Below are 12,568 nucleotides of genomic sequence, written 5' to 3' on the forward strand. Positions count from 1 at the left end.
ACGCGAGTGATCTTCAACAGTATTATTCAAATCCTTCACGCGGCCGTTTCTATTCCCGTTCGACAGCCGGAGCCGAATACAAACCGGGGAGCTGTCGGCTCCCCCGCGGAGGACCGATAACAATCCTGCTCCGGCAGTGAAAAGCCTGATACAGACATGAAAAGGGCCGGTTGCCCGGCCTCTTTCTTATGCTGCGTCGTCGATCGCCCACTTCCTGAGAATTTTGGCGGCGCGCTCCTCGTTGATCTCCACCATGCGGGCAAGCTTGCGTTCCGGGCCCTCCTTGACGCGGCGGTTGAAGTTGCCGTCGTCGTCGCCGAGGCTGAGCAGATCCTCGGTGCTGTCGAAGCCGAAATCGGAGCCGAAGCCGTCCATGAGAGCGCCTCCAGGAGCGCCGGCCGCCGGCGCGAAGTCCGGAAGTTCGAGACCGGCCGCTTCTGGCGTGGCGTCGCCAAGCACCGAGCTCGCGCCGTTACCGCTGACGCTGCGTACCAGCGGCCGCAGACCCATCCAGACCACCACGAAGGCGACCGCCACGAAGGCGAGCGAGTTGATGATGCCGGCAAGGTTGCGGCTCAGCATATCCATGACGCGGACACCGCCGGTGGCGTCTTCCAGCAGCTGGTTCTCGAGGAAGTCCATCGCCGTGACGGTGACGACATCGCCACGCTTGGCGTCGATGCCGGCTGCCGAAGCGACAATCTTCTGCATTTCGGCGAGATAGGCGTCGATCTTGGCCTGATCGACGGGCTCGCCGACCATCTTGGCGATGCGGCCCTTGTTGACCACGACGGCGATCGAAAGCTTCTCGACCTGATAGCTGTTGCGGGTCGTCGCCGTCGTCTTGCTGTTGATTTCGTAGTTGGTCTGCTCTTCGCGCTTGTCCGACTTGTCCTGTGATTCCGGACCGCTTGCGCCGCCGGCATCGGGGGCCGCCTGGGGAATGTTCTGTTCGACAGTCGTTGCGTTGTCGGACTGCCTCTGCTGCGACTGCTGGGCTTCCTTCGTCGAGCGAACGGAGCGTTCGACCTTGGATTCGGGATCGTAGACCGTTTCCTGAATCTGCTGAGCATCGGTGTTGAGGTCGGCGGTGACGCTGGAGCGGAAGTTGTCCGTGCCGAGGAAGGGCGCCAGCGCCTTGTCGATGTTGGATTCGACTTCCTGCTGAACGTTCTGGACGATGTTGAGCGAGCGGTTCAGCGAGCTGTTGCTCGCCTCGTCGCCGGACGCGAGAAGCTGGCCGGCAGAATCAAGAATCGTGACGTCATCGACATCAAGCCCCGGCACGGCCGAGGCGACGAGGTGACGGATCGAGGTCGCCGCGCCGCGCCCGGTGGCGGCGCTGGCGCGAATCATCACGGAGGCGGTCGGTTTCTGCTCCGCCTTCCGGAAGTTTCCAACCTCGGGCATGACGATATGGACGCGCGCGGCCGTTATGCCCGAGATCGATTGGATGGTGCGTGCGATTTCGCCTTCCAGCGCTCGAACCCGCGTCACCTCCTGCATGAAGGAGGTCAGCCCAAGCGAGCCGACATTGTCGAAGAGTTCATAGCCGGCATTGGCGCTGTTCGGCAGGCCGCGCTCGGCAAGCATCAGGCGGGCCTTGCCCGTCATACCAGCCGGAACGGTGATGCTGGAGCCGTCCGTGCCGACCTGGAAATTGATGTTGGCTTCGGCAAGCGCCATGCTGATCTGGTTGAGATCGGGAGCGTCGAGACCGACATAGAGCGTTTCTTGTGCCGGTTTGTTGACGAAAAGGGCGGCCGCAAGGATGATTGCGATGGAAACGGCGCCGACGCCTCCCAGAATCATCAGGCGTGTCCGGCCCAGGGCGCCAAAGTTCTTAAAAATCTGAACTAATTGATTTAACAGATTCATTCTGTTCTCGCACGATCCGTCAAAGACAAAGCAGGCTTATTGCCTCATCCGACGAATAATAGGCGAAACTTGTGCGAGCGTTTCGTGAGGAGCGCGCGAGAGCGAAAGGCTGAAGCATGTCGCGCGGCGAGTTTGCGAGAACGACATGCTTGAAAAGGACCCGAGGCGCGAGAAGCGGAGTTGAAAAACCGTTCGCTTCAGAAGAAGTCGAAGTCGCCGGCGGCCTTGCTCAGCGGCTGCGAATGACCGTGGCGCGTGGAGCCGCCCAGCGCCTTCTGCATCTCCGCCAGCTTGACGAGGCTGAGCGCGGTGGCGACGTCGACCGTCCAGCCGAGCGGGATTTCGCCGGTGATGGTGTCGATGAATTCGGCAAGGCCGCGTGACTTCTGCACGGCCAGGTCGATGCCCTGCATGACCTTCATGGCGTCAGGCGAGTTCAGAATTTCAGCGCCACCGAGGTCGAGAAGCTGCGGCTCGATGCGCTCGATCAGGTAAGCCACATCGTGCAGTTCCGAAACGATGCGCATCAGGATGTCGCTCAGCGCTTCGACAGGCGCGGGCGGCTCCATCACCGGAGTAAATGTCATATCAAAATCCTCGCCATCAAAAAAATTCGATGCTGGTTTCGGCGGGCTTCTGCGGAGCGGCGGGACGCTGCTCGAGAGCGACGGTTCTCTGCGTTTCGGCGCCGGTCAAAGGGTATTGCCGGGCCCGACCGGAGACCGGCCAATATTCGAGCTTGCGCCCATGCTCTCCGCCTGTGGAGGAGCCGACCACCGGAATGCCTTCATCCCTCAGGAACTGCATGGCGAAGGCCGCATTCTGCTCCCCGACGTTGGAGAAAGTCGAGATCGTCTTGGCGCCGCCGAAGATCTTTGCCTCCAGCCGGTCGCGCCGGGCGCCCTGCTTCAGGAGACCGTTGATCAGCAATTCCATCAGATGCACGCCGTAACGTGTGGCATCGCCGCCTGATGTCGGCGACGTCGCCGAGCCGGGCAACAGAAAGTGGTTCATGCCGCCGACACCGGCGACCGGATCTCTGAGGCACGCAGCCACGCACGAGCCGAGAATGGTCGAGAGAACCGCATTCGGATCGCTCAGAACCTTGTACTCGCCTTGAATGATGTGCACGCGGCGGGCTGCCCCCTCAATGATCATTTCAGAGCTCCAAACACGGCTTCGATAGCAGCTTTCATCTTCTCGATCGTGAATGGCTTGGCGAGCACGTTGTTGGCACCGAGCTGGGCCGCTTTCTGCACCAGCGCGCGATCGCCCTGGGCGGTGAGGATGATGAAGGCCGCCTTCTTGGTGTTCGGGTTGGTGCGCACGGCCTGAAGGAAGCCGATGCCATCCATCTTCGGCATGTTGAAATCAGAGATCACCAGGTGGTGCGGCTGCTCGGTCATGATCTTCATGCCCTGCTCGCCGTCGCCTGCGGATGTGATCTGCTTGAAGCCGAGCTGGGTCAGCGCGTCGCTGAGCAGCAACCGGCTCGTTACCTGATCATCGACGATCAGAACTTTGATTTTCTCCGCGATCGACATTTATTCGGTCCCTTCCTTTCGGGCGGCTGTCAATTTCAATATTTCTTCACCGATGGCAGTCAGTGGCAGCTGCTGCTCGACGGCGCCAAGTTCGTGAGCAACCCTTGGCATTCCGTAAACGACGCAGGTTTTTTCGTTCTGGCCGAGCGTTCTGGCGCCCGCGTGGCGCATTTTCAACAATCCGGCGGCGCCATCGCGGCCCATTCCGGTCAGAATCACGCCGACGGCATTGCGGCCTGCGAGTTCCGCGACCGAATCAAAGAGCACGTCCACGGACGGGCGGTGACCGTTGACGGGCGCCCGATCGACGAGACGGCAGCACGGCGCGGAGCCGCCGCTGACCTGAAGATGACGTTCGCCGCCCGGCGCCAGATAGATCTTGCCGATCTCGAGACGGGCGCCGTCGGTCGCTTCCTGCACCACCGGCGCGCAGAGACGGTTCAGCCGCTCGGCGAAGCTCTTGGTGAAAGTCGGCGGCATATGCTGAGTGATGACGGTCGGTGGGCAGTTTGCCGGGAATTTCTGCAGCACGGCGATCAGCGCCTCGACGCCGCCGGTCGACGAGCCGATCGCGACGATCTTGCGGCCGACGCGAAAATCGGCGACGGAGGGCGGGGGCGCGACGGCGGCGGTCGGTTGGGAGAACTGACGCTGCGTGCGCGCGGCCGCCTTGACCTTCTCGGCGAGATCGCCGAAGGGCCTGGGTTCGCCGGGACCTGGCTTGCCGACGCAATCGAAGGCACCGATCTCAAGCGCCGCAAGCGTCGCTTCGGCACCGCGATGCGTCATCGTCGAGACCATGATCACCGGCATCGGCCGCAGGGTCATGATCTTTTCAAGGAAATCGAGGCCGTTCATGTTCGGCATCTCAATGTCGAGCGTCACGACGTCGGGATTCAGCCGCTTGATTGCCTCCCGCGCTTCCAGCGCGTCGCCGGCCTGGCCGATGACGCTCACTTCCGGGTCGGAGCTCAGCACCGCGGTAATCAAACCCCGCATCGTCGGCGAGTCATCAACAACGAGAACTCTGGCCGGAGCGCTCATGCCTTCCTCCCGAGACCCTTGGTCGTGTAGCGATAGGTCGTGATGCCGATATTGTCGAAGACGTGCTTCGCCTCACCGGAGACGCGCTCGGAATGGCCGATATAGAGATGGCCGCCTTCCGGCAGCAGGCCGGCAAAACGCTGCCAGATCTTCATCTGCGTCGGCTCGTCGAAATAGATGACGACGTTGCGGCAGAAGATGACGTCGAACTTGCCCTTGAACGGCCATTGCGCCATCAGGTTCAGCTCATTGTAGGTGATCAGCCGCTTGACGCGGTCGTCGACCTGGAACTTGCGCCGGCCCTGCACCTCGACTTCGCTGAACCATTGCTTGCGCATGGCGGGTGAAACGGTTTCGAGCGCGCTCTCGTCGTAGGCGCCGGCCCGGGCGATGGCGAGGATTTTCGGATCGATGTCAGTGGCCAGGATCTTGAAGTCGTAATCGGCGACGTTCGGCATCAGCGACAGCACGGTCAGCGCGATCGAATAGGGCTCCTGCCCGTCGGAGGAAGCAGCCGACCAGATGCGCACCCTGCCGCCCGATCTCGCCCGCTGCAGAAGCTCCGGCAGAACATGATCGCGCAGATGCTCGAAATGATGGTTTTCGCGGAAGAAGCGAGTGAAATTGGTCGTCAGATGCGAGAGCATTTCGCGGCGCGCCGCAGCCCCCGCCGGCGAAGCGACGAGTTCGCAATATTCCCGGAAGCCGGACAGACCAAGATTGCGGATATGTTTCGACAGACGCGAATAAACGAGCGAGGCCTTCGTCTCGTTGAGGAAGATGCCGGCATCCGAGTAGATCATGGCGGCGATTTCCGTAAGGTCGCGGCGCGTCAGCGGATATTCTCCGCTCGCCAGCACCTCATCGGCTCCCTGCCTCTGATCTTTTGCACCCATTGCACTCATGCGGCTTCGCTTTCGGTCTCGGAAAAGAGGGCTTCAAGTTCGATCAGGCAGATCATGCGCTTGTCGATGGCGAGAATGCCCCGTGCAAATTGGCGCTCGAGGTCGGAGGAGATTTCGGGCGTCGGCTGAATGATCTCGTCGGTGACGGTCAGAATGTCGGAGACGGCGTCGACCAGGAGGCCGACGACCTTGCGACGGACCTGGGCGACGATGATGACATGACGGGCTGTGGGATCGGCCGGCTTCATGCCGAGCCGGGCGGCAAGATCGATGATCGGCAGCACCGCGCCGCGCAGGTTGATGACCCCCAGCATATAGGCAGGCGAGTGCGGCATCGCGGTCGCGGGGGTCCAGCCCCGGATTTCGCGAACCGACATGATATTCACGCAAAATTCCTGATCTCCGATGCGGAACGCGATCAGTTCGCGATCCCCCTGGTTCAGACTTTTTACAGCGTACGACATTCCTTACCCTACCGCTGCTAACGACATTTCCGCTTTGAGCGACTGGCCGCGCGAGGCGCCGACAACCGCGTCGACATCGAGGATGAGCGCCACGCGGCCGTCGCCAAGGATGGTGGCGGCGGCGATGCCGGGCACATGGGTGTAGTTGGCCTCCAGGCTCTTGATAACCACCTGGCGCTGACCCTGGATGGCATCGACCATCAGGGCACGCTGGCCACCGCCTTCCGATTCCACCAGCAGCGCCACGCCCTCGACGGGGTTGGCCTGGGTCGCGCGGAAGTTCAGGATGCGGCCGACATCGACCAATGGGCAGAACGAGTTGCGGATCGAGATCAGCCGGTGGTTCGCGCCGAAGGAGTGGATTGCGGACGCTTCCGGCTGCAGGGTTTCGACGATCGCGGTCAGCGGCACGACCAGCGTCTGGCCGGCGACGGTGACTACCATGCCGTCGAGAACGGCAAGCGTCAGCGGCAGGCTCATGGTGAAAACCGAGCCGTGGCCCGGCTTGGAGGTGATGTTGATGCGGCCGCCGAGCGCCTGGATCGAGCGCTTGACGACGTCCATGCCGACGCCGCGGCCCGATATGTCGGAGATCTTGTCGGCCGTCGAGAAGCCCGGCAGGAAGATCAGGTTATCGATTTCCTCATCCGACAGGTTGGCGTCGGCGGGGATGAGATCGTTGTCGATCGCTTTCTGGCGGACCTTCTCGCGGTTGATGCCGGCGCCGTCGTCGGCAAGCTCGATCAGGATGCGGCCTGAGCGGTGCTTGGCGGTGAGGCGAACCGTGCCTTCGGTGTTCTTGCCGGCGGCTGCGCGTTTTTCCGGGGTTTCGATGCCGTGGTCGACGGCATTACGGATCATGTGGGTCAGCGGCTCGGCCAGCTTGTCGATAACCGTCTTGTCGACTTCGGTATTTTCACCTTCGGTAATGAGGCGAATCGACTTGCCGGTCATATCGGCGATTTCGCGGACGATACGCGACATGCGCTGGAAGACCGGCTTGACCGGCTGCGCGCGGATCGCCATGACCGAGTCCTGGATCTCGCGGGTGAGCTGCTGCAGCTCCTCGAGACCCATGTTGATCGAGGACGTGCCTGTTGTGTCGTTCTCGATGACGCTCTGCGACAGCATTGCCTGGTTGATGACCAGTTCGCCGACGAGGTTGATGAGACGGTCGACGCGGTCGAGATCGACGCGGATTGTCTGGCCGGCGCCGGCGGCATTGTTCTGGGCGGCGGCATTGGCCGCGGCGGCCGCGGCGGCCGATTCCTTCTTCTCGACGCGAGCGGCGGCTGCCGCCATCTGCGTGACGTTGGAAGCGGTTTCGGCGGCGGCAACGGCAGCGACCGTGTCTTCGGACCGTGCAGCGGAAACGCTCTCCGTTGCGTCGGTCTCGTCCAGGATCGAGAGGTCGAAGGGAACCGGCACCATCGGCAGTTCCTCGTTGCTCGAAGCGGCGCCACTGGTCTCCTCAACCGGCTTCACCGTCAGCTCGCAATCCCACTCGGCGAATTCGAAGACGGCGCGGATCGCATCCTCGCCCTTGTCGGTCTTGAGCGTGACGTTCCAGAAGAAATAGGCAGCCTCCGGATCGAGCTCTTCGAGACCCGGCAGCTCATCCGTATTGCAGTAGATCGTCATTTCGCCGAGGCGCGAAAGGTCGCGCAGCAGCAGGGTGGCGTCGTTACCCTTCGAATAGAGTTCGTGGCGCGGCTTGAAGGTGATCTCGTAGGCCGGCAGGCCGGTCTCTGCGCCGTCCTCGTCGGCGAAATCGTCGAAGGAAAAGGGGACGGGCTGGAAGCCGCTGTCGTCGGTCGGCTTGGGGGCCGGCGCCGGAGCGGCCGGAGACGCCTTTGCGGCGGCCTTGGGCGCAGGCGCTTCGGCCGAAGGAGACGGCAGCTCGCCGTTGGCCAGCGCCTCGAGCTCCTTGACGAGGCCGCGGCTGCGGCTTTCATCGACACTGCCGCCGTCGCGTGCAGCATTGGTCAGGTCGGCGAGCACATCGGCCGACTTCAGCATCACCTTCAGGACGTCCTGGGTCGGCTCGAGCTTGTTGGAACGAACGCAATCGAGAGTGGTCTCGAAAACATGGGCGAAGGCAACCAGATCATCAAGGCCGAAGGCGCCGGCACCCCCCTTGATCGAATGCACGGCACGGAACACCGCATTGACGGTTTCCGGATCGCGATCGCCATCGTTCATTTTCAGCAGACCGGATTCCAGCTCGGCGAGCTGTTCCTCGCACTCCTGGAAAAAGATCTCTTTGATTTCGTTCATATCCATAGGAGCAAATCCTGGGTTTAAGCGGTTACGCGCTCAATTGCATCGATCAGCTTGGCCGGGTCGAAAGGCTTGACGATCCATCCGGTGGCGCCGGCCTGGCGGGCGCGGTTCTTCTTTTCCGCATCGCTCTCGGTGGTCAGGACCAGGATCGGGATCGCCCGATATTTTTCGTTGCGGCGCACACCTTCGATGAAGCCGAAGCCATCGAGGCGCGGCATATTGATGTCGGTCACGATCACGTCAGGATTGGATTCTTCGAGCACCTCAAGGCCCTCGACGCCGTCTTCCGCCTGGATCGTCTCGAAACCGGCATTGTTCAGCGTCACGAGCAGCATGTTTCGGATGGTGCGGGAATCATCCACGGTAAGCACTTTTTTCTTCATTGCCGAATCTCCTTGGCAAGCAGGTGGTCAATATTGACGCCAACCAGCTGCATGGTTTTGTGAAATGCGTCGGACACCTTGGAGAAGGTGAATGGCTGCTTGTCCTGCTCCCAGGTCTTCTCGGCGGACATCAGGACCTGAGCGCAAAGAGCCCCGATCCGCTCGACGCCCGATGCGTCGATTGAAAGACCGCTGCCCCTGAGAGAAAGGAGCTTGTCACGCAAGGCGGAAGCCTCGTTGAGATCGAGCACCGCTGTCAAATTCAGCGTCTTGCCACTCTTCTTTGCTACCATCAGCTTGTCCTTGTCCCTTTGTCCCCGGCCCGAAAAGATGAGCTGCGGCGATCATCCGATAGGTTAGTAAACATTCCGCCCACCTCCGACGCTTACGAGCGATTGCGGAAGGCCAAAATCATCATTTTCGTATTCGTCTTCGACCGCAGGACGGGCAGCCGCTTCGATCGCGCGCGACGGCGCCGCGCGGACCGATGCTGCACGCCCGGTGTGCGCATTTTCCCGGGCGATGCGGAATTCGCGAATCGTCTGGCCGAGCTCGAGAATGACGGTATGGAGGTGGTCGGCGCCTTCGGCGGAGCACTCGGCCAAACCGGCATTGTCCGCCACCTCTGCGCCGAGACCCTTGACGTCGGCCGCCACGCCGTCGAGGCTTGCGGCATGCTCGCCGGTCCTGGTGGCGATGCCGGATATGGCGGCGTTGATGTCGGTGACCTGCCGCACGATGCTGCCGATCGAATCCTGGGTACGTCCGACCATCTGCACGCCGGCGTCGACCTGCGCCTTGGTCGTCGTTACCAGGGTCTTGATCTCGCGGGCGGCGTCGGCCGAGCGCTGGGCAAGCGCGCGGACTTCCTGGGCAACGACGGCAAAGCCGCGGCCGGAATCGCCAGCGCGGGCCGCCTCGATGCCGGCGTTCAGCGCCAGCAGATTGGTCTGAAAAGCGATCTCGTCGATCGCGCCGATGATCTGGCCGATCTTCTCGGCCGACTGCTCGATGTCGGCCATGGCGCTGATGGCGCGGCCGACGACCTCGCCGCTTTGTTCGACCGCAGCGCGCGTCGAGGCGGCCGCCTGTTCGGCGGCGCGGCTGTCGGCGGCGCCGTCGCGCACGCTTCCGGCAATGCCGGCAAGGGCAGCGGCGGAAAGCTGCAGCCGGCCTGCCTGGCCGGACGCAGTGCCGGCGAACTGCCGCGACTGAGCGGCAAGCGAAGCGGTCGCCGTCTCGGCCTTATCAGCGCGTTCGGTCATGGCGGCGAATTCTGCCTGCAGGCCATCCAAGGCGCCGTTCAGGGCGGCGGCGATGCCGGCATAGGCGCCGTCGGCCTCGACAGGCGCGCGCCGCGTCAGGTCGCGGGCGGCGAGGCCCTCGATAACCTCACCGAAGATCCGCCCGATCTCCGCTTCACTTCCGGCGCGCTGATCGGCGAGCGCGCGGCTCTGGGCGGCTCGCAGCGCATTGAAGCGAAGCGAAACGGCAATTTCCACATCGACCATGACGATGCGGATGATCGCCGTCATCAGATCGGAAATTTCGCGGGTGCGGCGCCTGGCCGAGGGCAGCAGGGGCCGGCCGGCGATCTCTTCGGCGAGGCCGGAAAGGACGTGTTCCAGCATGACGCCATGGCCGGCCACGTGCCAGCGCGGCTCGAGGCCCATCTTGCTTTCGGTGTCGGCGAGGACCTTGACACGCTCGGCATAGAGGCTGTCGAAGCGCGCATCCGTCAGCAGGTCCCAATGCGAGGACTGCAGATCATGCAGACGATCGACCTGTCGGTCGCTCTCGAAATTGCGAGCGGCGTCGGGATAGGACTGGAACCTGTGGAAGAGATCGCGCAGGCCCGCTTTCAGATGCGCTTCGAGGGCCGGTCGGTTACGGCGCACCAGTTCGCACTGATCGGCATCGAGACCGGCAAAACGCAGGCGGTCGCGCAAGCTGCCTGCCTGCGCTCCACGAGCCTGATCTGATGGCATGTCCTGCCTCAACGCCTGTCCCCGACCCACTTTCCAGGCGAATGCCCGGCAAAAACTTTTGCAGCATTCGATGAACGCAAGCGTGGAGCCGGTCTTCACCACCGGCGACGACCGGCAGGTAAAAGCCCCTGATCAGCTATGTTTCGAAGCTGTCTGAAGAGATGGATACCGGATCGACCCGGTACGGCGGTACGGCGTCATGCCTGCTGGGAACGAGCACATCTTCCCATTCCGACGTGTAGCCCAATGTTTATGGTTAATTCCTTGCCCGAAGGTTAATACGCCGTTCCAGGCGCAGGCTTTTGGAGCAATTCAAGGCAGTTCGCAGGAAATACTTCCACGGAGTTGCACGGCTGCTACAAGGCACACGCAAGCTCCGTGTTATAGGCCGGTCGACAACCAAGACATGACGTCGACAAGGACAGAGCAATGATTGTTCTCGGATTGGGTTCCTGCTTGATCGCAATGGGCGTACTTGCCGCCATCGCCAGCCTCGATTTCCTTGCCGCAAGCCGCGACATCCGCATGCTTCGGGTGTTCTGAAAGCTCTCCCGCTCCAAGCCGATCCATCCCCCGTTGGCAGTCCGGCGCCTTTGGTGTAATCGCACTCGCGCCTTTCATGTCAGCGGAACACTCGGTTCATGTCCCCCAGATCTGGTCTCCTCATCGTTCTCGGCTTCACGTTCTGGCGTGTCGTCACGCTGCGTTTCGATGCTACTGACCTGTTTGTCGACGAGGCGCAGTACTGGTTCTGGTCGCAGAATCTCGATCTCGGCTACTATTCGAAACCACCGATGATCGCCTGGGTGATCCGGGCAATGACGGAGCTTTCCGGCTCCAACGCCATCTATTTCATCAGGCTGCTCGGGCCGCTGATCCACATGGCGGCGGCACTGGTGCTGATGAAGGTGGCAAAGCGTTTCGTCGGGCCGGAGATCGAAGGCTGGACGGGCGCCACCTATATTACGCTGCCGGGGGTGGCGCTTTCTTCAGTGTTCTTCTCGACCGACGTCATCCTGCTGTTCTTCATCGCGATCGCTCTGCACGCCTATTTTGGCCTGACGCAGCGGCGCTCGGTCGGACTGGCGCTCATCATGGGCCTCGGCGTCGGCCTCGCCTTCCTGACGAAATATGCCGTGCTGTTCGTCGTACCGGGCGGCGCGATCGCCCTCCTGCTCATTCCGTCGGCGCGCATCGCCGTCCGGGACTTCATCATCGCGGTCGCGGTTGCGGCTGTCGTCGCCCTGCCAAACCTCTGGTGGAACCTGCAACACGACAATACGACGGTGCGCCATACGCAGGATATCGCCCATTGGAGCGACATCGGCATCAATCTGCGGCGCGGGCTCGAATTCTTCTCCGCCCAATTCGGCGTCGTCGGACCGATCATCTTTTTCGCAATGCTCTGGGCGGTCTATCGCATGATCAAGGGCCGGAGCGACGACCGCGAAAAGATGCTGATCTGGCTGTCGATGCCGGTGGTGGTGCTGATCACCTTGCAGGCGACGGTCGCGAAAGCCTATGCCAACTGGGCCGTGACCGCCTATGTCGCGGGGACCATTCTTGCCGTCTGGCTGCTTTACCGGATGTGGCCTAAGGGGTTGAGGCTGTCGCTCACCATCAACGGCATCGCAAGCCTGCTCTTTCCGCTGGCGACGATCTTTCCGCAGCAATTGCTGTTGCCGAACGGCGACGAATTGATGAAGCGCTATCTTGGTCGCGCCGAGGTCAGCCGCGAGGCGGGAGCCCTTGCAGCTCAGGCCGGCACCGACATTATCGTCACCGACAACCGCGATATGGTCGCCGACCTCTTTTATACACTGCGCGACGCATCCTACAGGATCTACGCCCGGGCGCCCGCAGGACTTCCGGAGAGCTACTACGAGCAGGAGTTCGCGCTGCCCGCCGACGTCACCGGCAAGGTGCTTTTCCTGACGGACGTCCCCCTTAGCTGTGCCACGGAAACGCCGGAGGTACTGAAGAAATGGCAGCCGACCGCGGGCTATTACAAGGGCAAGGCGCTTTCCATCTACAAAGTCTCCGCCGGCTGCCTGGCGCCCTGAGCCGGCTTCAGCCTGT

At 62.2% G+C, this 12,568-nt stretch carries 12 protein-coding genes; 1 reads left to right on the forward strand and 11 read right to left on the reverse strand.

Annotated elements, in window-relative coordinates; translation table 11 throughout:
- Positions 1-186: 186 nt before the first annotated feature.
- From fliF to J7U39_RS16820, 11 genes are all read right to left on the reverse strand, one after another.
- Positions 187-1,878 (reverse strand): flagellar basal-body MS-ring/collar protein FliF, encoded by a 1,692-nt coding sequence (gene fliF, locus J7U39_RS16770; RefSeq protein ID WP_210629219.1) that lies wholly within the window; start codon positions 1,876-1,878, stop codon positions 187-189.
- A 197-nt stretch (positions 1,879-2,075) separates the two neighbouring features.
- Complete coding sequence (locus J7U39_RS16775; protein WP_088395213.1) at positions 2,076-2,465, reverse strand: hypothetical protein; 390 nt, start codon at positions 2,463-2,465, stop codon at positions 2,076-2,078.
- A gap of 16 nt (positions 2,466-2,481) precedes the next feature.
- Positions 2,482-3,036: a chemoreceptor glutamine deamidase CheD gene (cheD, locus tag J7U39_RS16780; protein WP_210629220.1), complete on the reverse strand. Its 555-nt coding sequence runs from the start codon at positions 3,034-3,036 to the stop codon at positions 2,482-2,484.
- Positions 3,033-3,422: a response regulator gene (locus tag J7U39_RS16785; protein ID WP_004672258.1), complete on the reverse strand. Its 390-nt coding sequence runs from the start codon at positions 3,420-3,422 to the stop codon at positions 3,033-3,035. Before J7U39_RS16785 ends, cheD begins: the two co-directional genes overlap by 4 nt.
- Positions 3,423-4,466, reverse strand: a complete 1,044-nt coding sequence (gene cheB, locus J7U39_RS16790; protein WP_210629221.1) for a chemotaxis response regulator protein-glutamate methylesterase — start codon at positions 4,464-4,466, stop codon at positions 3,423-3,425.
- The gene (gene cheR, locus J7U39_RS16795) at positions 4,463-5,371 is read right to left on the reverse strand and encodes a protein-glutamate O-methyltransferase CheR (RefSeq protein WP_020920377.1); all 909 of its coding nucleotides are present in this window, start codon (positions 5,369-5,371) and stop codon (positions 4,463-4,465) included. The genes cheB and cheR overlap by 4 nt, the downstream gene beginning before the upstream one ends.
- Positions 5,368-5,835 (reverse strand): chemotaxis protein CheW, encoded by a 468-nt coding sequence (locus tag J7U39_RS16800; protein ID WP_011424005.1) that lies wholly within the window; start codon positions 5,833-5,835, stop codon positions 5,368-5,370. The genes cheR and J7U39_RS16800 overlap by 4 nt, the downstream gene beginning before the upstream one ends.
- A 3-nt stretch (positions 5,836-5,838) precedes the next feature.
- Positions 5,839-8,118, reverse strand: a complete 2,280-nt coding sequence (locus J7U39_RS16805; protein ID WP_210629222.1) for a chemotaxis protein CheA — start codon at positions 8,116-8,118, stop codon at positions 5,839-5,841.
- Positions 8,119-8,135: 17 nt separating this feature from the next.
- Complete coding sequence (gene cheY1 / locus J7U39_RS16810; RefSeq protein ID WP_003570362.1) at positions 8,136-8,501, reverse strand: chemotaxis response regulator CheY1; 366 nt, start codon at positions 8,499-8,501, stop codon at positions 8,136-8,138.
- Entirely contained in the window at positions 8,498-8,794 is a 297-nt protein-coding gene (locus J7U39_RS16815) for an STAS domain-containing protein (RefSeq protein ID WP_210629223.1), read from the reverse strand. The genes cheY1 and J7U39_RS16815 overlap by 4 nt, the downstream gene beginning before the upstream one ends.
- A 63-nt stretch (positions 8,795-8,857) precedes the next feature.
- Entirely contained in the window at positions 8,858-10,489 is a 1,632-nt protein-coding gene (locus J7U39_RS16820) for a globin-coupled sensor protein (protein ID WP_210629224.1), read from the reverse strand.
- Between the two features lie 641 nt (positions 10,490-11,130).
- Between J7U39_RS16820 and J7U39_RS16825 the strand changes: the two genes are divergently transcribed.
- A complete protein-coding gene (locus J7U39_RS16825) occupies positions 11,131-12,552 on the forward strand; it encodes a glycosyltransferase family 39 protein (protein ID WP_210629225.1) in 1,422 nt (473 codons plus the stop codon).
- Positions 12,553-12,568 lie beyond the last annotated feature (16 nt).

Origin of the sequence: Rhizobium sp. NLR16a, assembly GCF_017948245.1 — a bacterium.
GTDB lineage: Bacteria > Pseudomonadota > Alphaproteobacteria > Rhizobiales > Rhizobiaceae > Rhizobium.